18 protein-coding genes and 1 riboswitch are annotated in these 21,207 nt (G+C 65.9%); of the genes, 11 read left to right on the top strand and 7 right to left on the bottom strand.

Annotated elements, in window-relative coordinates:
* Positions 1-35: 35 nt before the first annotated feature.
* Complete coding sequence (locus tag IVB19_RS00310; RefSeq protein ID WP_018459701.1) at positions 36-782, bottom strand: uroporphyrinogen-III synthase; 747 nt, start codon at positions 780-782, stop codon at positions 36-38.
* 163 nt (positions 783-945) lie between these two features.
* Between IVB19_RS00310 and tsaD the strand changes: the two genes are divergently transcribed.
* From tsaD to IVB19_RS00295, 3 genes are read left to right on the top strand one after another with little or no spacing between them, the layout of a single operon-like run.
* Complete coding sequence (gene tsaD / locus IVB19_RS00305) at positions 946-2,019, top strand: tRNA (adenosine(37)-N6)-threonylcarbamoyltransferase complex transferase subunit TsaD (RefSeq protein ID WP_018459700.1); 1,074 nt, start codon at positions 946-948, stop codon at positions 2,017-2,019.
* A 2-nt stretch (positions 2,020-2,021) separates the two neighbouring features.
* A complete protein-coding gene (locus IVB19_RS00300) occupies positions 2,022-3,002 on the top strand; it encodes an NAD(P)H-dependent glycerol-3-phosphate dehydrogenase (RefSeq protein WP_018459699.1) in 981 nt (326 codons plus the stop codon).
* 2 nt (positions 3,003-3,004) lie between these two features.
* On the top strand, positions 3,005-3,418 hold the full coding sequence (locus IVB19_RS00295) for an EVE domain-containing protein (protein ID WP_026233864.1): 414 nt from the start codon (positions 3,005-3,007) through the stop codon (positions 3,416-3,418).
* 81 nt (positions 3,419-3,499) lie between these two features.
* Here the strand turns inward: IVB19_RS00295 and IVB19_RS00290 are convergent, their stop codons facing one another.
* On the bottom strand, positions 3,500-4,594 hold the full coding sequence (locus tag IVB19_RS00290; RefSeq protein ID WP_018459697.1) for an adenylate/guanylate cyclase domain-containing protein: 1,095 nt from the start codon (positions 4,592-4,594) through the stop codon (positions 3,500-3,502).
* Positions 4,595-4,695: 101 nt separating this feature from the next.
* Here IVB19_RS00290 and IVB19_RS00285 point away from each other — a divergent pair, with 101 nt between their 5' ends.
* Positions 4,696-5,151 (top strand): SRPBCC family protein, encoded by a 456-nt coding sequence (locus IVB19_RS00285; protein ID WP_018459696.1) that lies wholly within the window; start codon positions 4,696-4,698, stop codon positions 5,149-5,151.
* An 11-nt stretch (positions 5,152-5,162) separates the two neighbouring features.
* On the opposite strand, the gene IVB19_RS00280 is transcribed toward IVB19_RS00285, so the two are convergent.
* Complete coding sequence (locus IVB19_RS00280; RefSeq protein WP_018459695.1) at positions 5,163-6,332, bottom strand: DNA topoisomerase IB; 1,170 nt, start codon at positions 6,330-6,332, stop codon at positions 5,163-5,165.
* Positions 6,333-6,732: 400 nt separating this feature from the next.
* Between IVB19_RS00280 and acs the strand changes: the two genes are divergently transcribed.
* Entirely contained in the window at positions 6,733-8,679 is a 1,947-nt protein-coding gene (gene acs, locus IVB19_RS00275) for an acetate--CoA ligase (protein WP_247295805.1), read from the top strand.
* A 443-nt stretch (positions 8,680-9,122) separates the two neighbouring features.
* Positions 9,123-9,638, top strand: coding sequence for a L,D-transpeptidase (locus tag IVB19_RS00270; RefSeq protein WP_018459693.1), 516 nt, complete (start codon positions 9,123-9,125; stop codon positions 9,636-9,638).
* A 54-nt stretch (positions 9,639-9,692) separates the two neighbouring features.
* Here IVB19_RS00270 and IVB19_RS00265 read toward each other — a convergent pair whose 3' ends face one another.
* On the bottom strand, positions 9,693-10,283 hold the full coding sequence (locus IVB19_RS00265) for a thermonuclease family protein (RefSeq protein ID WP_026233862.1): 591 nt from the start codon (positions 10,281-10,283) through the stop codon (positions 9,693-9,695).
* Between the two features lie 57 nt (positions 10,284-10,340).
* The gene (locus IVB19_RS00260; RefSeq protein ID WP_018459691.1) at positions 10,341-10,550 is read right to left on the bottom strand and encodes a DUF1674 domain-containing protein; all 210 of its coding nucleotides are present in this window, start codon (positions 10,548-10,550) and stop codon (positions 10,341-10,343) included.
* Positions 10,551-10,736: 186 nt separating this feature from the next.
* Between IVB19_RS00260 and IVB19_RS00255 the strand changes: the two genes are divergently transcribed.
* From IVB19_RS00255 to purH, 3 genes are all read left to right on the top strand, one after another.
* Positions 10,737-12,083: an RsmB/NOP family class I SAM-dependent RNA methyltransferase gene (locus IVB19_RS00255; protein WP_026233861.1), complete on the top strand. Its 1,347-nt coding sequence runs from the start codon at positions 10,737-10,739 to the stop codon at positions 12,081-12,083.
* Positions 12,084-12,239: 156 nt separating this feature from the next.
* Positions 12,240-13,958: a heparinase II/III family protein gene (locus tag IVB19_RS00250; RefSeq protein ID WP_026233860.1), complete on the top strand. Its 1,719-nt coding sequence runs from the start codon at positions 12,240-12,242 to the stop codon at positions 13,956-13,958.
* A 59-nt stretch (positions 13,959-14,017) separates the two neighbouring features.
* Positions 14,018-14,099: riboswitch (ZMP/ZTP riboswitch) on the top strand.
* Between the two features lie 22 nt (positions 14,100-14,121).
* Positions 14,122-15,714 (top strand): bifunctional phosphoribosylaminoimidazolecarboxamide formyltransferase/IMP cyclohydrolase, encoded by a 1,593-nt coding sequence (gene purH / locus IVB19_RS00245; protein ID WP_018459688.1) that lies wholly within the window; start codon positions 14,122-14,124, stop codon positions 15,712-15,714.
* 163 nt (positions 15,715-15,877) lie between these two features.
* Here the strand turns inward: purH and IVB19_RS00240 are convergent, their stop codons facing one another.
* Positions 15,878-17,266, bottom strand: a complete 1,389-nt coding sequence (locus tag IVB19_RS00240; protein ID WP_018459687.1) for an MFS transporter — start codon at positions 17,264-17,266, stop codon at positions 15,878-15,880.
* 99 nt (positions 17,267-17,365) lie between these two features.
* Between IVB19_RS00240 and ggt the strand changes: the two genes are divergently transcribed.
* Together ggt and IVB19_RS00230 are read left to right on the top strand one after the other, a co-directional pair.
* Positions 17,366-19,117 carry a gamma-glutamyltransferase gene (gene ggt / locus IVB19_RS00235; RefSeq protein ID WP_247820863.1) on the top strand — a complete coding sequence of 584 codons (1,752 nt, stop codon included), beginning with the start codon at positions 17,366-17,368 and terminating at the stop codon, positions 19,115-19,117.
* A 111-nt stretch (positions 19,118-19,228) separates the two neighbouring features.
* Complete coding sequence (locus IVB19_RS00230; protein WP_018459685.1) at positions 19,229-20,524, top strand: MFS transporter; 1,296 nt, start codon at positions 19,229-19,231, stop codon at positions 20,522-20,524.
* Positions 20,525-20,534: 10 nt separating this feature from the next.
* On the opposite strand, the gene IVB19_RS00225 is transcribed toward IVB19_RS00230, so the two are convergent.
* The gene (locus IVB19_RS00225; RefSeq protein WP_018459684.1) at positions 20,535-21,200 is read right to left on the bottom strand and encodes a glutathione S-transferase family protein; all 666 of its coding nucleotides are present in this window, start codon (positions 21,198-21,200) and stop codon (positions 20,535-20,537) included.
* Positions 21,201-21,207: the final 7 nt, after the last annotated feature.

Here is a 21,207-nt window from a genome sequence, read left to right as displayed (position 1 = left end):
AACGGACCCGATTGCGTCGGATTCGGCCCGACCTCTTACGCCAAACGGGTGCGCAAAGCACGCTCCAAGGTGTCAAATAAGGCATTTTCGTCCGGCGTCGCCGCAACCAGAACCTGCGAGGCACCGGCCTCGCGCAGTACGCCGGCGACCGGCTCGGACAGGCAGCACTGCGGGATCGCCAGAGCCGAGATTTCGACACCTTCCGCCCGCGCGGCCTCCAGGAAAGCCCGCGCGCTGCGCCGGGAGTAGTGCAGCACCGCCTCGATCCCATGGGCGGCAAAGCCTTCACAGACATCGCGCGGCAACAGCTTGACTGGCGCCATGCGATAGGTCGTCTGCGTGATGACGATGAAGCCTTCGGCGCCCAGCTCCCCGCCGAGGTCGCGCGACAGATCCGCGCCCGCGAGATAGAGCAACGTGCTCTTTTTCTTCAGCCGCTTGTCGCGCGCGCTCTGCATCACCTTGTCGCGCAGGGCAGCGGCATCGCCACCGGCGACGATCACCTCGGCAAAACCGGCATCGCGCCCGGCGGCAGCCGTGTGCTCGCCGACCGCGAACAGCGGCAGCTGCAGGAGACCAAGGTCCGGTAATTGCGATGCGACGCCACGGATCGCATTGGCCGATGTGACAATGACGGCGCTGTAGCTCGTTTCACTCTCGTCATGGAAGGCGACCGGCTCGAACTTGAGCACCGGCGCGAGCAGCACCACATGACCCCGTGCACGCAGATTTTCCGACGTCGCCTCATTGTCGGGATGCGGCCGTGTGACAAGAATGGACATCGCTTGTGTTCCCGAACCACGTGGCGGTGGCGCTTTCACGAGGAACGGCAGCGCGTGACGATTGCGTTGGCCGACCCCGGAATGCTACCGGACGTACCAGAACTCTGCTTTGCGGATGAGCGCAAGGGGGCGGGAAGGGCGCAAATTGGATAACAATTCGCCAATGCTGGTACTGGGCATCGAAACCACCTGCGACGAGACCGCCGCGGCGGTGATCGAGCGTGCGCCTGACGGCAGCGGCAAGATCCTGTCCAATATCGTGTGGTCGCAGGTCGAGGAGCATGCCCGTTTCGGCGGCGTGGTACCGGAGATCGCGGCCCGCGCCCATGTCGACCTGCTCGACGGCATCATCGACCGCGCCATGACTGAGGCCGGCATCGACTTCGCCCAGCTCGACGGTGTCGCGGCCGCCGCGGGCCCGGGACTGATCGGCGGCGTCATCGTCGGGCTCACCACCGCGAAGGCGATCGCGATGGTGCACGACACGCCGCTGGTCGCGGTGAACCATCTGGAAGCGCATGCGCTGACACCGCGCCTGACCGACGCACTCGAATTTCCCTATTGCCTGTTTCTCGCCTCGGGCGGCCATACCCAGATCGTTGCCGTCACCGGCGTCGGACAGTATGTGCGGCTCGGCACCACCGTCGACGATGCGATCGGCGAAGCCTTCGACAAGGTGGCGAAGATGCTGGGGCTGCCCTATCCGGGCGGCCCGCAGGTCGAGCGCGCGGCAGCCAACGGCGATGCCGCGCGATTTGCGTTTCCGCGGCCGCTGCAGGGACGCCCCGACGCCAACTTCTCACTCTCGGGATTGAAGACAGCGGTGCGCAACGAAGCAAGCCGGTTGGCCGAGATCACACCGCAGGACGTCAACGATCTCTGCGCGAGCTTCCAGGCCGCCGTGCTCGACTCCACCGCCGACCGGCTGAGCGTCGGCCTGAAACTCTTCCGCGAGCAGTTCGGTGCACCGCGTGCGCTGGTGGCGGCCGGCGGTGTCGCCGCCAATCAGGCGATCCGCGGCGCGCTGCATGACGTTGCGAGGAAAGCCGGAACACAATTGATCATGCCGCCGCCGGCGCTCTGCACCGACAATGGTGCAATGATCGCCTGGGCCGGCGCGGAACGTCTCGCGCTCGGCATGACCGACACGATGGAAGCACAGCCTCGCGCGCGCTGGCTGCTCGATGCGAACGCGACGGCACCGGCCGGATACGGCAAGACACGCGCGGGATTCTAGCAATGACAGCGTTCCGATCTGTCGCGGTGATCGGCGCGGGCGCCTGGGGCACGGCGCTGGCGATGGTGGCGGCGCGGGCCGGACGGAACGTGACGCTGTGTGCGCGCAATTCCGAGCACGCGACGCGAATCGCATCGAGCCGCGACAATCCGCGGCTGCCGGGCGTGCGGCTTGCGCCGGAGATCATCGTCACGAGCGACCTGGCCCTCGCCGCACGCGCGGACATGCTGCTGATCGCAGTGCCCGCGCAGCATCTGCGCGGTGCTGTCAACATGCTCGCCTCGCACCTGGAAAAGCCGGTGCCGATCATTGCCTGCGCCAAGGGCATCGAGCACGGCACCCATAAATTCATGACCGACGTGATCGCCGAGGCCGCGCCTCACGCGCAGCCGGCGATCCTGTCGGGCCCGAGCTTTGCCGACGATGTCGCGCGTGGCCTGCCGACGGCGGTGACGCTGGCCGCAAAGGACGACGCCTTGGCGAGCCACCTGGTGCAGGCGCTGGGCTCGCCGACGTTCCGGCCCTATCACTCCACCGATGTCCGCGGCGTCGAGATCGGCGGCGCCGCCAAGAACGTGCTGGCGATCGCGGTCGGCATCGCGGTCGGGCGCAAGCTCGGCGCTTCCGCCCAGGCCGCACTTACCACCCGCGCCTTTGCCGAGCTGACACGCCTCGGCCGCGCGCTCGGCGCACGCAGCGAAACACTCACGGGCTTGTCTGGCCTCGGCGATCTGATCCTGACCTGCTCGAGCCCACAATCGCGCAATTTTGCGCTCGGCCTGTCGCTTGGCCGCAGCGAGCAGCCGCCCGCCGGCAAGCTTGCCGAAGGCGAATTCACCGCGCCGGTACTGATCGAGCTCGCGGCTTCGCAAAACATCGAAATGCCAGTATCGGAAGCCGTCGCATCGATCCTGACCGGCAGAAGCACGATCGACGCCGCGATCTCGGGGCTCATGACGCGACCTTTCAAGGCGGAGGAATGAACATGGCGTACTGGCTGGTGAAATCCGAACCATCGGTGTGGTCCTGGGACCAGCAGGTGGCGAAAGGCGCCAAGGGCGAAGCCTGGACCGGCGTGCGCAATTACACCGCGCGCCAGAACCTCGTCGCCATGAAGAAGGGCGACAAGGCGTTCTTCTATCATTCCAACGAGGGCAAGGAGATCGTCGGCATCGCGGAGATTATCAAGGAAGCCTACCCCGATCCGACCGACAAGACCGAGAAATTCGTCTGCGTCGACATCAAGGCCGACAAGCCGTTGAAGATTCCGGTGACGATGGCCGCGATCAAGGCCGAGAAGAAACTCGCCGACATGGCGCTGGTGAAATATTCGCGCCTTTCGGTGCAGCCGGTGACGGCCGAGGAATGGAAGCTCGTCTGCAAGATGGGCGGGATGTAGGCTTGGGTGCTGTAGCCCGGATGAGCGAAGCGATATCCGGGACTACTGCTGCGATCCCGCATGTCGCTACGCTCATCCGGGCTACGACATCGGAGCTTGTTTCTCCGGCAGCGCAAATATCTCGCATGGCGCGGCGATGCCCCGCAGCGAATGCGATCCGAGCGCGATCAGAGGCATGTCGGTTTCCGCGGCGAGCGCGCCCGACACCAGCACGGTTCTGCCGAGCGGCTTGCACAATCCTTCGAGCCGGCTGGCGAGATTGACGGCGGGACCGATTGCGGTGAAATCCAGCCGATTGGCGGCACCGATATTGCCCCATAGCATCTCGCCGAGATGCAGCGCCGCGCCGAACGCGAGCGGCGGCAGACCTTGAGCACGGCGCTCCGCGTTGAGATACACCATCCCGGCTTCGGCTGCGCGCGCGGCACGCAGAGCTGCATCGGACGCTTGGCGCGGTGACGGCCTGACCACCGGAAAGATCGCGAGCACACCGTCGCCGATGAATTTCAGCACCTCGCCGCCGAAGGCGTGGACCGCGCCGGCGATGCGATCGAACCAGGCATCGAGCGCCGCGATGACCTCGGCAGGCGGATTGGTTTCCGACAGGAGCGTGAAGTTGCGCAAATCGGCATAGAGCAGCGCGGCCTGTATGGTCTCGCCGAGGTCGCGCCGCAGGGGTGCCGCCAGCACCCGCTCCGCACTGCGCTTGCCGAGATAGGCATCCAGCGTCGCGCGCAACGTTGCACGCGCGGCAAGTACGGCAAGGGGTGTGGCGGCAAAGCGCGCGGCCTGGCGCAATTGCTCGGTCTCGTCCGCGGTGAACGGACGCGGCCCGATCCAGCCGAGCAACGGCCCGTCGGGCCGTCCGACCAAATCTTCGTGCACTTCACCCTCCGCGATGTCGCGCAGCCAGCGGCGGCCGGCATCGTTGGGCGGGTCGGGCGCGAGGCCGCCTGGTGCGAAGCCGAGCGCTTCGATCACCCGGCCGTTCTCCGCGCGCCACAACCAGGTCCGTTTCGCGATCAGCGGATGTGGCACCTCCAGCGTCAGGCTGCCCGCCGCAAGCGGCACGCCATCGGCGACCAGATGTGCGCCAAGGTCCGCGAGCAGGCGGTCGGCGCCGGCGCTATCGGCGGCGGCATCGACAAGCCAGGCGAGTGTCGGCGAGAGGTGCATGGCCCGATCATGACGAAGGCAGGCGGTCTTTGTCACGGGCAATCCTTGACGGGCCGCTCGAGCGCCGCCATGTCCCAGTGTCAGCCCAGGGGTGATCGTCGATGACCGAACCGTTCATAGTGCGACGCGAGACCCAGATCGCGGCCCCACGCGCCACCGTTTTCGCCTACCTGACCGACCCCGAGAAGATTTTGAGCTGGATGGGTTCCGACGCGACCACGGAGCCACATCCCGGCGGGCTGTATCTGCTCAAAGGCATCGGCCCCCGCGGCGGCGTTGCCCGCGGCGCATTCCGCGAAGTCGTGCCGGTGCATCGGCTCGCCTACACGTTTGGATGGGAGGGCGGCCAGGAAGTGCCGCCCGGCTCAAGCCTGATCGAGATCGACCTGATCGAACGCGACGGCGGCACATTGCTGCGCATGACCCATAGCGGGCTGCCGACCGAGGAACAGGCGGCCGCCCACGCGACGGGATGGGCGCACTATCTGGGACGGCTCACGGCGGCAGCCGCGGGCGGCGATCCCGGTCCCGACAACGGCGTTTCCAACAAGGCGTAACGACGCCGAGGTCAGACCGCCGCGGTCGCCACCACCTGCTGCAAAAGCTGCTCGCGCCTGGCCTGCGAGCGCTGGCCCTTCATGGTCGCGGCGAAGCGTTCCAGGATGCCGTCCTCGAACGCGGTGACGATGGTATCGTGAACATAGCTCTTGCGGCAGATCGCCGGCGTGTTGGAGAGCTGGTCGGCAGCGCCGCGGATCGCCTCCAGCACCTGCTTCTTGCGGCCGCGCTGGCTGGTCGCCGGCGTGATCCGCGACAGCGATTCCACGACGACGGCAGAGGCCATCAGCGTGCGGAAATCCTTCAGCGAGATCTTGATGCCGGCGATCTCGCGCAGAAACGCGTTCACCTGCGTGGTGCTGACCGCGCGCACGATGCCATAGGGATCGCGATACTGGAACATGCGCTTGCCGGGAACGCCCTGCAAGATCCCGATGGCGCGCACGAGCTTGGCCGCGTCGCACTCCTTGCGCACCGCCTTGCCGCCCTTCGCCTTGAAGGTCAGCACGAAGCTGTCGTCTTCCAGCGAGACGTTGGACTTCAGCAGCGTGGTGGCGCCGCGGGTGCCGTTGAGACGGGCATAGGATTCGTTGCCGGGGCGGATCGCGGTGCGCGCGATCAATTCGATGACGGCGGAGAGCGCGAACTCGCGGGTCGGCTCGTCGCCCGACAGGAACGCCGAGACCTTGCGCCGGATCTTGGGCAGCGCGCCGACGAGCTTTTCCAGGCGATGCGCCTTGCGTTGCTCGCGGACCTTCTCCCAATCGGCGTGATAGCGATATTGCAGCCGGCCCGCGGCATCGCGTCCCACTGCCTGGAGATGCGTGCTCGGATCGGCCGAGTAGCGCACCTCGCGATAGGCCGGCGGCACCGCCATCGAATGCAGCCGCCGAATGGTGCGGGCATCGCGGATGTGGACGCCGTTAGGCCGCACGAACGAATAGCCCTTGCCGCGCCTGACGCGGCGGATGGTCAGCTCGTTCTGGTCGCCGAGCCGCAGGCCCAGTTCCTTGGCGAGGGCCTCGACCGTCGTCGACGGCGCCGCGTCGAACACTTTCTTCGGGCTGGGACGGCCGGAACCGGCCGGTTTCGGCCATTGTCCGAGGGCTTTGGCCAGCGCGATGGCTGCAGGATCGGCTGAAGCGGGCCGTATCGTCCCGAGATTCTGCTGATCCATCATAGTCTTATGCCTTAGCCCTGTCTGTTGTCGGTCAATGCCGCTGTTCTGATTTTTGTTCCAAGGGGTCTCGTTGGACCCGGGTTGGCCATTTAGGGTGTTCCGAACCGCGTTGCGAGTCCCGAATCAGTGAGAGGCGGTTTCTAAATACCTCTGCTGAATGCATGGCGCTCTGCGCGGGCCCATTCCGAGCATCTGGGTGAAGACCCCAAAGCCGCCCGTCGCCCTGTTTCAAAACTGCGACAGTCGCACGAAACGGCTTGATCCTCCGCATGGCAGGCTGCTCGCCGAAGGTCCAGCTTGTGCACCTTGTCGGGTCCGGTTAGCCCGACGCATAATCGGTTCAACGATCAAGTCGGCTCGCCAGTGGTCCGTGCTCGGCTCGCCGTATGTGGAGGGAAACATGTCCGAGAAGATCTACGACGTCCCCGCAGAATGGGCGAAGCGCGCCTGGGTCGACCAGGCCAAGTACAAGGACATGTACGCCCGCTCGATCTCGGACCCGAACGGTTTCTGGGCGGAGCAGGCCAAGCGCATCGACTGGATGCACGCGCCGACCAGGATCGAGAACGTCTCCTTCGCGCCCGGCAACATCTCCATCAAATGGTTCGAGGACGGCGTTCTCAACGTCGCCCATAATTGCATCGACCGGCATCTCCACAATCGCGCCAACCAGACCGCGATCATCTGGGAAGGCGACGATCCCTCCCAATCCCGGCACATCACCTACAAGGAGCTGCACGACGAGGTCTGCCGGATGGCCAACATCCTGCGCACCCGGAACGTCAAGAAGGGCGACCGCGTCACCATCTACCTGCCGATGATTCCGGAGGCGGCCTACGCGATGCTGGCCTGCGCGCGGATCGGCGCGATTCACTCCGTGGTGTTCGCCGGCTTCTCGCCCGACAGCCTCGCCCAGCGCATCAACGACTGCCAGTCCAAGGTGATCATCACCGCCGATGAGGGCCTGCGCGGCGGCAAGAAGGTGCCGCTGAAGGCCAATGTCGACGCGGCGCTCGCCAAGGCAGACGGCGTCGACTGGGTCGTCGTGGTCAAGCGCACCGGCGGCGCGGTCGAAATGAATCCCTCGCGCGACCTCTGGTACCACGACGCCGCCAAGATGGTGACGACCGAGTGCCCGGTCGAGCACATGCACGCCGAGGATCCGCTGTTCATCCTCTACACCTCGGGCTCGACCGGCCAACCCAAGGGCGTGCTGCACACCTCCGCCGGCTATCTCGTGTTCGCCGCGATGACGCATCAATACGTCTTCGACTATCACGACGGCGACATCTACTGGTGCACCGCCGACGTCGGCTGGGTCACCGGCCACAGCTACATTCTCTACGGACCGCTCGCCAACGGCGCGACCACGCTGATGTTCGAAGGCGTGCCGAATTACCCGGATAATTCGCGATTCTGGAACGTCATCGACAAGCACAAGGTCAACATCTTCTACACCGCGCCGACCGCGATCCGCGCGCTGATGCGGAGCGGCGACGCGCCCGTGAAGAAGACCTCGCGCGCCAGCCTGCGCCTGCTCGGCTCGGTAGGCGAGCCGATCAATCCGGAAGCCTGGGAGTGGTATCACCGCGTCGTCGGCGACGACCGCTGCCCGATCGTCGATACGTGGTGGCAGACCGAGACCGGCGGCATTTTGATCACGCCGCTGCCCGGCGCCACGAAGCTCAAGCCGGGCTCGGCGACGCAGCCGTTCTTCGGCGTGGTGCCTGAGATCGTCGACGCCGACGGCAACGTGCTGGACGGCGAGACATCAGGCAATCTGTGCCTGACGCGGTCATGGCCGGGCCAGATGCGCACGGTCTATGGCGACCACGCCCGCTTCGAGCAGACTTATTTCTCGACCTACAAGGGCAAGTACTTCACCGGCGACGGCTGCCGGCGCGATGCGGACGGTTATTACTGGATCACCGGCCGCGTCGACGACGTCATCAACGTCTCCGGCCACCGCATGGGTACCGCCGAAGTCGAAAGCGCGCTGGTGGCGCATGAGAAGGTCTCGGAAGCCGCCGTGGTCGGTTACCCGCACGACATCAAGGGTCAGGGCATTTACGCATATGTGACCCTGATGGCCGGCATCGAGCCAACCGAGGATCTACGCAAGGAGCTCGTCACCTGGGTGCGCAAGGAGATCGGCCCGATCGCTGCGCCCGACCAGATCCAGTTCTCGCCCGGCCTGCCCAAGACCCGATCCGGCAAGATCATGCGCCGCATCCTACGCAAGATCGCCGAGGACGAACCGGGCAGCCTGGGCGACACCTCGACCCTGGCCGATCCCGGCGTGGTCGACGACCTCGTCAAGAACCGTCAGAACAAAAAGGCGGTCTGAGCCACATCGTCCTGTGCCCCGGACGCAGCGTAGCGCGCACTTCGCGGTGCGCTGCAGAGTCGGGGCCGATGCAACGGCAGACTCTGTGGCCTTCTAGATCCCGGCTCTGCGTCGCACCGCTTCGCGCTGCGCCGCGTCCGGGACACGAGATCGCATCCCCGCGTTAGCGCTCCCCCGAACAACGGCCGTTCACATCCTCACGCACTTGTCAGGCCGCGCCCCGGCGCCCGGGCATCTTTCCCGCCAAGTGTTGTTTTCAGGTCATTTACTTTGTTTCGAACATTTCCTTTGTTCCCCCTGCTGGCTGGCCCTTGGCGGCCGTGCGTGGAAACCATCCGGTTAACAGGCGCGGTTAAGAATGTCCCCTAACAAGGACTTGGCGAGCCGGCGATTGCCGGTTTTGCGTAATCTTGGACGGTCCGTTCGGGGCAAGGGGAAAATCGATGTCGATGAGGATTGCTGTGGCGCTGGCCGCCACCGTCGTGACTGGGGTCTTAACGTTGACGGCGGCGCAGGCGCGGCCGGAAATGGTGGGGACGAACCTGGCTGACTATTCGCCGGGCACCATCGTGGTCAAAACCAACGAGCGTCGGCTCTATCTCGTCCTCGATAGCGGCCACGCCGTGCGCTACCCGGTCGGCGTCGGCAAGTCCGGCAAGCAGTGGGCCGGCACCACCCGCATCGACGGCAAGTACCGCAATCCGGCCTGGGCGCCGCCCGCCGAGGTGAAGCGCGACAAGCCCAGCATCCCGGACGTCATCCCGGGCGGCTCGCCCCGCAATCCGATGGGCGTCGCGGCGATGACGCTGTCCGGCGGTGAATACGCGATCCACGGCACCAACGTGCCGGGCTCGATCGGCGGCTTCGTCTCCTATGGCTGCATCCGCATGCTCAACGACGACATCACCGATCTCTACAGCCGCGTCTCGGTCGGCACGACGGTGGTCGTGACGCGCTGATCGCCGGCATCAGGACGACACGGCAATAGCCGCGTCGTTCGACGCGGCTTTTTGTCACCAGAAGCGCCAGCTCCGCGCGCACCAGCCGTCGCGATGGCCGCCATTGTAGCTCCGCGCGTAACCGCCCGCGAGCAACGCCGCCGAGACATTGGTCGTGCGTTTGGTCGCGACGTCGGCGAGAACGCGACCATATTTGTCGGCACCGAGGTTGGTGATCGTCACGCCACCCTGTGCGAGCAGATCGCGCAATGCGCGGGCCGCGGCTTCGGCCTTGTCCAGTTCCTCCTGGCAGGATGCTTTCATCTCGGGTGCGTCGATGCCGCGCAGGCGAACGCGCACGATGAGATCGCGGCCGTCGCGCTGACGAACGCGTGCGAGAAAGGTGTCGCCGTCAATGGTGCGAACGACATCGACCGGCTCGCGACGATCGGGATGGCCGCCTTGCTGGAGCACAATCTCGGCGTCTCGTGATTGACCGTCGGTCACGTGAGGGAACTGCCAGTTCATCCCATGCCGGGACGTGAACACCACGGCCACCACGATTCCAACCACGAACATCCACGGCAACAGCCCTGAGAACCGGCGACCAAATGGCGAGCCGCTGTATGAAGGCCGATATGGATGGCTTGGATCGAAACGCGACATCCGCGCACGCTAGGGCTGAGTCGGGCAGTCCGGCAAGCGAGCCTCAAAAGACAAGCTTCAGAAGTCGGAAGCGATGCCCTTGCGCTCCCAATCGCCATAGCGGGTCGGTTCGGGTCCTTTTGGGCCCTGCAACTCCTTTGGCGCCGCCTCGCCGTCGTTCTTGGCTCGGGCTGCCGCAGCCTGACGGCGCGCTTCGGCCTCGGCCAGCGCGCGCTGGGCGGCCGGCGTAAGCTGCTTGCGGTCGGGAACGGGAGGCTGGTCACTCATAGGCGGCTTTCTAGCGCGGGACGGCCCGCGGCGCGACGCCCAATAACGCATTCCTGAAATTGCTCCGAAAGGGCTGAAAAACCCGGAAGCGATTCTTACATTTGGCATATTCGCGTGCCAGAGATCGCCTTCTCAAGGCATGCGCCCATTACGGCGAACTGCCGCTGCTCAGAACCTTGTTTCCGCATGCCTTCTCAACGTTTCGCTCCTCCATCCGAAGTGCCCGGTCTCGCGGCGCGGCGGATTGCCGCCGACATCGTCGACGGCGTGCTGCACAAGCACCGCACACTTGACGAGCAGCTCGACGGCAGCGGCGCCCATCCCGGACTGAAGACGCTCCCCGACCGCGACCGCGCGCTGATGCGCCGCCTGGTCGCCACCGTGCTGCGCCGGCTCGGCACGCTCGGCCATGTGCTGTCCCGCCTGCTCGACAAGGGCATTCCCTCCGACGCGCCGCGCGCGCAGAGCGCGCTGTTGATCGGCGCCGCCCAGATCCTCTGGATGGACGTGCCCGATCACGCGGCCGTCGATCTCTCCGTTCGCCTCGTGCAATCCGACCGGCGCGCCGCGCGCTATGCCGGCCTCGTCAACGCCGTGCTGCGCCGCTGCGCCCGCGAGGGCAAGGCGCTGGTGGACGAGGTTGCCGCGCAGTCGCTGGACCTGCCGCCCTGGATGGTCGCGCGCTGGAGCGCGCATTATGGCGAGACGGTCGCAAGGGACATGGCGCTCGCGCTCAGCCATGATCCGTCGCTGGATCTGACCGTGAAGTCGGACGCCGCGCAATGGGCGAGCCGGCTCCATGGCGAAGTGCTACCGACCGGATCGGTGCGCACGGTGCTGCACGGCGCGGTGACCATGCTTCCCGGCTTCGCCGAAGGACAATGGTGGGTGCAGGACGCCGCCGCTGCGTTGCCAGCCCGGCTGTTCGGCGACATCAAGGGCAAATCCATCGCCGATCTCTGCGCCGCTCCCGGCGGCAAGACCGCGCAACTGGCGCAGGCCGGCGCGCACGTCACCGCCATCGACCGCTCGCCTGCCCGGGTGGCACGGCTGCGCGAGAATCTGACGCGGTTGTCGCTGCAGGCCGAGACCGTCGTCGCCGACGCCGCGGAATGGGCCGGCCCTGCCGATGGCTTCGACGGCATCCTCATTGATGCGCCTTGCACATCGACCGGGACGATCCGCCGCCACCCCGATGTATCCTGGCTCCGGCAGGAATCCGACATCGCCGCAATGACCGCGCTCCAGCGGCGGCTGCTGCAAAAATCGGTCTCGCTACTCAAGCCCGGTGGGACGCTAGTTTATTGCACCTGTTCGCTGGAACCTGAAGAGGGCGAGCATGCGGTCGCCGCGCTGCTGACCGCGGAGCCCGGTCTTCGCCGGGTTCCGATCGATGCGTCCGAGGTGTCGGGGCTCAGCGAGATCATTACCGCCGAGGGCGATCTGCGCACCCTGCCCAGCCATCTGCCGAACGCCGATCCCAAGCTCGGCGGGCTCGACGGATTTTTCGCGGCCCGGCTCGTTAAATCCTGATTTTGCACTGGATTTTGCAAACACGGCACTGATTCGCGTCGTTCAAGGTGGTGTCGGCCGTCCGATTTTGGGATTAATAAGGATTCGTCGGAATCCTCTCCCCCATCAAGGCAAGGCGTGTCGGTCGCTCAACGCAGACGTATCTCGACGCTGGTGATGAACCGCTTCGCGCGGAACATGCTCGCGCGCGCGAGCGGCGGTTCCGTCGCCCTGTCGCGGGTTTGGCCCGGCCGCGCCGACCGGCTGATCATCGCGCCGCATGATCTACGCACCGCGGATGCGACCCGCGCCGCCGAGATCTATGCCGGCCGCTTCGTCTTCGCCGGCAAGATCGTCAATTGCCACGGCCGCTCGATCTTCGATCTCGAGCCGCCGTCGGAAGATTGGGAAGTTGCGCTGCTCGGCTTCGGCTGGCTGCGCCATTTGCGCGCCGCCGACACCGCGCTGACGCGCGCAAATGCGCGCTCGCTGATCGAGGACTGGATCGGCAACCCCGCCAGCAAGCGCCGTCCCGTCGCGCGACGCGCCGACGTGCTGGCGCGCCGCGTGATCTCCCTGCTGTCGCAGGCGCCGCTGGTGCTGAACGATACCGACAACAAATTCTATCGTCGGTATCTGCGCGCGCTGGCGCGCGAAATCCGCTTGCTGCGCTACACCATGGTCAACATCCCCGACGGAGTGCCGAAGCTCCAGGTGCTGATCGCGCTGTGCTATGCGGCGTTGTGCCTTGCCAACCAGGCAAGTCACATCCGCAGCACCTCGAAAAAGCTCTCGGATGAATTGCAGCGGCAGATCCTGCCCGACGGCGGCCATGTCTCGCGCAACCCGGGCGCGCTGATCGAGCTCTTGATCGACCTGTTGCCGCTGCGGCAGACCTTTGCCGCGCGCAACATCGCGCCGCCGCCCGCGCTGCTCAACGCGATCGACCGCATGATGCCGATGCTGCGCTTCTTCCGCCACGGCGACGGCAATTTCGCGCTGTTCAACGGCATGAGCGCGACCCCGTCGGACCTGCTCGCGACGCTGCTTGCCTATGACGACACCCACGGCGCGCCGATGTCGAACATGCCGCATACCGGTTTCCAGCGCCTCGATGCCGGCCAGACCACTTTGATCATCGACACGGGCCCGCCGCCGGCGGCCAGCGTCAGCCACGACGCCCATGCCGGCTGCCTGTCGTTCGAACTCTCCTCCGGCATCAGCCGCATCGTCACCAATTGCGGCATGCCGGCCACGGGCCGCGACAATTGGCGGCCGTTCGCACGCGGCACGGCGGCGCATTCGACGCTGACCTATCACGACACCTCGTCATGCCAGTTCGTGGAGATGTCGGCTATGAAGCGGCTCTTGCACGGCGCTCCGGTCACCAGCGGCCCCGTCGAGGTTGAGAGCTATCGCGAAATCGTGCAGAACGGCACCCTGCTCACGACGTCGCATGACGGTTACCTGACAAAATTCGGCGCGATCCACCGCCGCGTACTGATGATCGCCAATGACGGCGCGCGCATCGACGGCGAGGACACGTTGTCGCCGCCGCAAGGCGGGCGCTTCAAGGGTCCGGATGCCGATTTCGCGCTGCGATTCCATCTGCACCCGGCGGTGAAGGCGAGCCGGCTGTCCGACGCCCGCGGCGTCATGCTGGTGCTCCCGAATCGCGACGTCTGGACCTTCGAGGCGCTCGACGACAAGGTGGAGCTGGAGGACAGCGTATCCCTGGCCGGCAATGACGGCCCGCGCCGCACCGCGCAGATCGTGATCCGCCAGGACGCGCGGCAGGCGCCCTCGATCCGCTGGAGTTTTGTGCGCTCCACCGCCTCGCCGGCGGTCACGAATGCCCGCAGAAATGCACGGCGGGAGCCGGAACTTCCGCTGTAGACGCATGCGATTCGGCACCATCTGGTCGTTGTGATAGCGACCGAAAACTGCTATCGAGCCCTCGCTCGCGCGACTGGCGACCTTGGATGGAGCACCATCGGGAAGCGCGGGACACAGCTGCCGCGCGCCTGGGCATTACTCCTTCAGACAGAGGATCTTGCTCATGACTGACCATCCCCGCCGCGTCACCCGCGCACTTCTCTCCGTTTCCGACAAGACCGGCCTGATCGACTTCGCAAAGGCGCTTGCCGCGCACGATGTCGAGCTGATCTCGACCGGCGGCACCGCGAAGGCGATCGCCGCGGCCGGCCTCGAGGTGAAGGACGTGTCCGAGCTGACCGGCTTCCCCGAGATGATGGATGGCCGCGTGAAGACGCTGCATCCGAAGGTGCACGGCGGTCTGCTCGCGATCCGCGACAACAAGGACCATGCGGATGCGATGACGGCGCATGGGATCGCGCCGATCGATCTCCTCGTCGTCAATCTCTATCCGTTCGAGGCGACCGTCGACAAAGGCGCGGGCTTCGAGGATTGCATCGAGAACATCGACATCGGCGGCCCCGCGATGATCCGCGCCGCCGCGAAGAATCATGACGACGTCGCCGTCGTGGTCGAGGCGCAGGACTATCAGGCCGTGCTCGATGAGCTCGCCGCCAACAGCGGTGCAACCACGCTGAAGTTGCGCCGGCGCCTTGCCGCCAAGGCTTACGCGCGCACTGCCGCCTATGACGCCGCGATCTCGAACTGGTTCAATCGCCAGCTCGAGATCGACGCGCCCGATTTCCGTGCCTTCGGCGGCCGGCTGATCCAGTCACTGCGCTATGGCGAGAATCCGCACCAGACCGCGGCGTTCTATGCGACGCCCGACAAGCGGCCGGGCGTCTCGACCGCGCGGCAGCTCCAGGGCAAGGAGCTCTCCTACAACAACATCAACGACACGGATGCGGCCTATGAATGCATCGGCGAGTTCGACGCCAAGCGCACCGCAGCCTGCGTCATCGTCAAGCATGCCAATCCCTGCGGCGTCGCGGAGGGCTCCGACCTCGTCGGCGCCTACAGCAAGGCGCTGGCCTGCGATTCCACCTCGGCGTTCGGCGGCATCATCGCGATGAACCGCGCACTCGATGCTGACACCGCGCGCGAGATCACGAAAATCTTCACCGAGGTGATCATCGCGCCTGACGCTAGCGAGGAAGCGATCGCCATCATCGGCGCGCGCAAGAACCTTCGGCTTCTGCTCGCCGGCAGCCTGCCCGACCCGCGCGCGCCGGGCCTCACCGCCAAGACGGTGGCGGGCGGTCTCCTCGTGCAGAGCCGCGACAACGCCGTCGTCGACGACATGACCTTCAAGGTTGTCACGAAGCGCGCGCCCACTGATGCCGAGATGCGCGACCTGAAGTTTGCTTTCCGTGTCGCAAAACACGTCAAGTCCAACACCATCATCTACGCCAAGGATCTCGCGACCGTCGGCATCGGCGCCGGCCAGATGAGCCGGGTCGATTCAGCGCGGATCGCGGCACGCAAGGCTCAGGATGCGGCCGCCGAGCTGAAGCTCGCCGAACCGCTCACCAAGGGCTCGGTGGTGGCGTCGGATGCGTTCTTCCCGTTCGCCGACGGCATGCTCGCCTGCATCGAGGCCGGCGCCACCGCCGTGGTGCAGCCCGGCGGCTCCATGCGCGACGACGAAGTGATCAAGGCCGCCGACGAGCATGGCATCGCCATGGTGTTCACCGGCACGCGGCACTTCAGGCACTAGATCTGTCGTGTACTAAACTCTCGACGGGTCGTCCCGGCGAAGGTCGGGACCCATAGCCCAGGAAGTAGTTTGGTGTGCGGTACTGGCCGTGTCGCGGCAACGAGCAATCACGCGGTATGGGTCCCGGTCCCCGTGCGCAATTGCGCACTAGGCCGGGACGACGCTAATTTTCCCGCACCCGCATCAACAGCGCCAGACCCGCGACGAAGAACACCACCAGCACGGCCATGCCGGCCTTCTGGCTCGCCGTCACCGCGGTGATCACGCCGATCAGCAGCGGGCCGATGAAGGACGTCACTTTCCCCGTCAGTGCGAACAGACCGAAATACTGCGCGATGCGGTCCTTCGGTGCGAGACGGATCAGAAGCGTACGTGAGGCCGCTTGCAGCGGACCACCGGCCGCACCGATCAGGCAGCCCAGCACCAGATAAGCGCGCTCTGACGCGGCGGCGAACAATCCGCCGCCGGGCGCGGGCGGCGCGACCTTGATGAAGAGGATCGAATCCTTGTCGACCAGCAGGATCGCCGCCAGCGCCAGCAGCAGGACCAGCATGCTGCCGGCGATCACGCGCTTCGGCCCGAAGCGATCGTCCAGCTTGCCACCAAACCACGCGCCAAACGCGCCGGCGATCGCGAGCATGATGCCAAACGTGCCGATCTGGATCGTGTGCCAGCCGAACGTACCCGCGGCATAGATGCCGCCGAAGGCAAACAGCGACACCAGACCGTCGGTGTAGATCATGTTGGCGAGTAGAAACGCCGCAAGCGATTTCTGCTGCGGCAGCCCCTTGATCGATTGCTTCAGCTCCGACAGCCCCTCGTGCAGCGCCTCGCGCACCGGACGCTTCGCCGGATAGTCCGGCGTGAACAGGAACATCGGCGTCACGAAAACGATGAACCAAAGCCCGGTCAACGGTCCGGCGGCGCGGTCGCCCTGATGACTGACGGGATCGAGCCCGAACAGAGGCGTGAGACCGAGCAGCGTGCGACCGGTCTCGGGGTTCGCGGCGAGCAGGCCGAGCACGATGATCAGGCTGACGATGCCGCCGACATACCCCGTCGCCCAGCCGGTGCCGGAGAGCCGCCCGATGCGCTCCGGCGGCACCAGCGTCGGCATCATCGCATTGTTGAAGAGAGTGGCGAATTCCGCGCCAACGCTGGCGAGCGCGACCGCGGTGAGCAGCGGCGGAATGATCGAGGGATCGCCGGGCTTGCCGATCCACAGCGTGCAGGATGCCAGCACCAGCACTGCGCCGAATCCGGCGATCCACGGCTTCCTGCGGCCCGACGCATCGGCGATAGCCCCCAGCACCGGCGACATCAAGGCAATCGCGAGGCCCGCGGCAGCCATCGCAAAGCCCCACAACGATTGCCCGGTGGCGGGATTCGGCGCAATGCCGGTGGCGAAATAGGGCGCGAACACGAAGGTCGTGATCAGCGTAAAATAAGGCTGCGCGGCCCAGTCGAAGAAGATCCAGCTGACGACGGCGCTGCGCGGCGGATAGGTCCGCTGCGCGCCGGCGATCCGCGCATCCCGGGCGATCGTCGTCACTCCATAATCCTCATCACGAACAGTTTTGCCTCTGTCGGGGCAAACCGTATAGCATTGCAGCGCTGCATGTGAACTGCCCATGGCCATTGCGGAAGTTTGATGATGTCGTCTTTTTCGACACGGCGGACATTTTTCGCCTTCCTTGCCACTCTGGCGTTCGGACTTCCGACCGCGACCGCGCAGGATGCGCGGCGGGCCTATGTGCCGCCCGCGCTCGACACCGTGCACGCCGTTCCCGCCGAACACGGCATGGTAGTAGCGCAGGAGAAAATCTCCGCGCAGGTCGGCGCCGATATCCTGCGGCGCGGCGGCAATGCCGTCGATGCCGCGGTCGCGACCGGCTTTGCGATGGCCGTGACCTATCCGCGGGCCGGCAATATCGGCGGCGGCGGCTTCATGGTGATTCATTCCACCGAGCGCAACGAAGACATCACGATCGATTATCGCGAGACCGCGCCGGCTGCGACCACGCCGCAGATTTTCCTCGGCGCCGACGGCAAGCCCGATGCGGCGAAGTCGCGGGATTCTGCGCTCGGCGTCGGCGTGCCCGGCACCGTCGCGGGTCTTGCGCTCGCCCTGGAAAAATGTGGCTCGGGCCGGTTCACGCTGGCGCAACTGCTCGAGCCCGCGATCGTGCTCGCCCGCGACGGCTTCCTCGTCGGCGACGACATTGCCGACACGCTGCCGGGCTGGCACAAGCGGCTGGTGCGCTGGCCCTCCTCGGCCCGGATATTCTCGCGGCCTGATGGCACGCCGCTCAGCCAAGGCGACAGGCTGGTGCAGAGCGATCTCGCCGAAACGCTGTCGACTGTCGCCGTACAGGGCCCGCGCGGTTTTTATGAAGGGCCGGTCGCGGAAAAACTCGCCAAGGCCGTGACTGATGCGGGCGGCATCATGACGCCAGCGGATTTGAAATCCTATCAAGCGGTGATCCGCGCGCCGGTGCGCGGCACCTATCGCGGCTATGACATCGTGTCGATGCCGCTGCCGTCGTCGGGCGGCGTGGTGCTGGTGGAGACGCTCAATATTCTCGAAGGTTTTCAGCTCGCCGATCTGAAGCAGGGATCGCCGGCCTCGCTGCATCTGTTGATCGAGGCCATGAAGCGCGCCTATGCGGACCGGGCGCGCTATCTCGGCGATCCCGCCTTCGTCAACGCGCCGATCGGGACGCTCACCGGCAAGGACTATGCGGCCAAGCTGCGGGCAACCATCTCCGCGGATCGCGCCACGCCGTCGGAACAGCTCGTTTCCACTGCGACCTCACCGCATGAGGGCAGCAACACCACGCATTTTTCCGTCGTCGACGGCAGCGGCAACGCGGTCAGCAACACCTATACGCTGAACTTCAGCTACGGCGTCGGCCTCGTCGCCGACGGCACCGGCGTGCTGCTCAACAACGAGCTCGACGATTTCACCGCAGCGGTCGGCGCTTCCAATGCCTACGGCCTCGTCGGCTTCGAGGCCAATTTGCCCGGGCCGGGCAAGCGGCCGCTGTCCTCGATGTCGCCGACCATCGTCCTGAAGGGCGGCAAGCCGGTGCTGGTGACGGGCTCGCCGGGCGGCAGCCGCATCATCTCGGCCGTGCTCCAGGTGATCGTCAACGTCCTCGATTACAAGATGGACGTCGCGGCTGCCGTGGCCGCGCCGCGGCTGCATCACCAATGGTTGCCCGACGAGGTCCGGGTCGAGAGCGGCTTTCCCGATGATGTGCTGCTCGAGCTGAAGGCGATGAATCATCTCATCGTCACGCCGATGGGGCAGACATCGGCGAATTCGATCGCGGTGACCGCCAACGGGCCGCTCGGCGCGCCCGATCCACGCACCCGGGGCGCGGAAGCAGCGGGGCAGTAACTCTGTACTTGCATGGCGCGAAGGCCGGCGGCCGGCTTGCGCGCGCCCCCGCGCGTGCTACCACCGCCAGGCCAGAGAAACTGCCAAAGAAAACACTGTCGGGAATCGCGCATGACCACCGTTGATCCGAACCAGCGCATCGAACGCGCCGAGATCGAGGACACCAGCCTTCTTGCCTTCTATCGCGACATGAACGCGCCGGAGCGGCGGACGTTCTGGGCGTGCGCCGCAGGCTGGGCGCTCGACGGCATGGACTTCATGATCTATCCGCTGGTGATCGGCACCATCATCGCGCTGTGGAAGGTCGATGCGGGGTCGGCCGGGCTCGCCGGCACCGTGACGCTGCTGGCCTCCGCGATCGGCGGCTGGCTCGGCGGCTATCTCTCCGACCATATCGGCCGGGTCAGAACGCTCCAGATCACCATCATCTGGTTCTCGTTCTTCTCGCTGGTCTGCGCGGTCGTGCAGAATTTCGAACAGCTCCTGATCGCACGCGCGGTGCTGGGCCTCGGCTTCGGCGGGGAGTGGGCGGCGGGCGCCGTGCTGATGGGTGAAGCGATCCGGCCGCAATATCGCGGGCGTGCAGTCGGCTCGGTGCAGTCGGGCTGGGCCGTCGGCTGGGGCCTCGCGGTGCTGTCGCAGGCGATCCTGTTCTCGGCTTTGCCGGCGGAGACAGCGTGGCGCTGGATGTTCGTGATCGGCGCGTTGCCCGCGCTGCTGGTGTTCTACATCCGCCGCTCGGTGACCGAGCCGGAGATCGCGGCTGAGGCCCGCGCCAAGCAGGCCGCGAGCGGCAATCGCCCGGCGCTCTGGGAGATTTTCTCGGGCCCGATCCTGAAGACCACGATCCTGGCGTCGCTGATGGCCACGGGCTGCCAGGGCGGTTATTACGCCGTCACCTTCTGGGTGCCGCAGTTCTTGACCAAGGAGCGGCATCTGTCGATCGTCGGCTCGACCGGCTATCTCTCGACGCTGATCATCGGCTCCTTCATCGGCTATCTCACCGGCGCGTGGCTCGCCGACCGGATCGGACGGCGCAATCTCTTTCTGACCTTCTCGATCGGCGCGATAGCGGTTGTGCTGCTCTACACGCAGCTGCCGCTCACCAACGAGGTCCTGTGGGTGCTCGGCTTCCCGCTCGGCTTTTTCGCCTCGGGCTATTTCTCCGGCGTCGGCGCGTTCCTGACCGAGCTTTATCCAACGCGACTGCGCGGCTCGGGCCAGGGCTTTTGCTACAATTTCGGCCGCGGCATCGGCGCGCTGTTTCCGTTCCTGGTCGGAGCGCTATCGGCGACGACGTCGCTTGCGAATGCGATCGCCATCTTCGCGGTGGTGGCTTACGCGCTGTTCTTCATCGCCGCCTTCGCGCTCCCGGAGACGCGCGGGCGCGTGCTGCACGCGGACTGATAAAAGCTAACTATCGACCGACCTGATACGGCCCGCCCTTTTCGAGGGCGCGGCTGTACGCCGGCCGTGCATGAATGCGCTCCAGGAACGCCATCGCGTTGGGATGGCCGAGCTCCAGCCCGCCGCGCGCCTGGGCTGCCTCAAGCGGAAAGCTCATCTGAATGTCGGCGGCGGTGAACTCGTTGCCGGCGAACCACTCGCTCTTGCCGAGCTCGCCTTCCCAATAGTCCATGTGCTGCTTCAGCTGCGGATTGACCAGCGCAGTAAGCGCCTGGTTCGAGACCTTGCGCACCAGCGGGCGGAGCAACGCCGGCGCGCGCTTCGGCATCAGCGTGAACAGCAGCTTGAGCAGCAGCGGCTGCATCGCCGAGCCTTCCGCATAGTGCAGCCAGTAGGTGAAGCGCAGCCGCTCCGGCGTGTTCGGCGGCGGGACCAGCCGGCCGTTGCCATAGGTGGCGATGAGATATTCGATGATCGCGCCGGATTCGGCGATGGTGTTGCCGTTGTCCGTGATAACGGGCGACTTGCCGAGTGGATGGATGGCGCGGAGCTCCTTCGGCGCGCGCATGTCCGGCTGGCGCTGATAGCGCACGATCTCGTAAGGCACGCCCAACTCTTCGAGCAGCCACAGCACGCGCTGCGAGCGGGAATTGTTGAGGTGATGAACGGTCAGCATCGCGTGG

The organism is Bradyrhizobium sp. 187, assembly GCF_023101005.1.
GTDB lineage: Bacteria > Pseudomonadota > Alphaproteobacteria > Rhizobiales > Xanthobacteraceae > Bradyrhizobium > Bradyrhizobium canariense_D.
The sequence above is the reverse complement of the archived record's forward strand: the minus strand, read 5'-3'. Positions and strand labels throughout refer to the sequence as shown.

Excerpts from the sequence above, each read along its gene's own strand:
- IVB19_RS00270 (WP_018459693.1), top strand. The coding sequence starts at position 9,123 with ATGTCGATGAGGATTGCTGTGGCGCTGGCCGCCACCGTCGTGACTGGG.
- IVB19_RS00260 (WP_018459691.1), bottom strand. The coding sequence starts at position 10,550 with ATGAGTGACCAGCCTCCCGTTCCCGACCGCAAGCAGCTTACGCCGGCC.
- IVB19_RS00290 (WP_018459697.1), bottom strand. The coding sequence starts at position 4,594 with ATGCACCTCTCGCCGACACTCGCCTGGCTTGTCGATGCCGCCGCCGAT.
- IVB19_RS00295 (WP_026233864.1), top strand. The coding sequence starts at position 3,005 with ATGGCGTACTGGCTGGTGAAATCCGAACCATCGGTGTGGTCCTGGGAC.
- IVB19_RS00300 (WP_018459699.1), top strand. The coding sequence starts at position 2,022 with ATGACAGCGTTCCGATCTGTCGCGGTGATCGGCGCGGGCGCCTGGGGC.
- IVB19_RS00255 (WP_026233861.1), top strand. The coding sequence starts at position 10,737 with ATGCCTTCTCAACGTTTCGCTCCTCCATCCGAAGTGCCCGGTCTCGCG.
- IVB19_RS00250 (WP_026233860.1), top strand. The coding sequence starts at position 12,240 with ATGAACCGCTTCGCGCGGAACATGCTCGCGCGCGCGAGCGGCGGTTCC.
- tsaD (WP_018459700.1), top strand. The coding sequence starts at position 946 with ATGCTGGTACTGGGCATCGAAACCACCTGCGACGAGACCGCCGCGGCG.
- IVB19_RS00230 (WP_018459685.1), top strand. The coding sequence starts at position 19,229 with ATGACCACCGTTGATCCGAACCAGCGCATCGAACGCGCCGAGATCGAG.
- purH (WP_018459688.1), top strand. The coding sequence starts at position 14,122 with ATGACTGACCATCCCCGCCGCGTCACCCGCGCACTTCTCTCCGTTTCC.
- IVB19_RS00310 (WP_018459701.1), bottom strand. The coding sequence starts at position 782 with ATGTCCATTCTTGTCACACGGCCGCATCCCGACAATGAGGCGACGTCG.
- ggt (WP_247820863.1), top strand. The coding sequence starts at position 17,366 with ATGATGTCGTCTTTTTCGACACGGCGGACATTTTTCGCCTTCCTTGCC.
- IVB19_RS00265 (WP_026233862.1), bottom strand. The coding sequence starts at position 10,283 with ATGTCGCGTTTCGATCCAAGCCATCCATATCGGCCTTCATACAGCGGC.
- IVB19_RS00285 (WP_018459696.1), top strand. The coding sequence starts at position 4,696 with ATGACCGAACCGTTCATAGTGCGACGCGAGACCCAGATCGCGGCCCCA.
- acs (WP_247295805.1), top strand. The coding sequence starts at position 6,733 with ATGTCCGAGAAGATCTACGACGTCCCCGCAGAATGGGCGAAGCGCGCC.
- IVB19_RS00225 (WP_018459684.1), bottom strand. The coding sequence starts at position 21,200 with ATGCTGACCGTTCATCACCTCAACAATTCCCGCTCGCAGCGCGTGCTG.
- IVB19_RS00280 (WP_018459695.1), bottom strand. The coding sequence starts at position 6,332 with ATGATGGATCAGCAGAATCTCGGGACGATACGGCCCGCTTCAGCCGAT.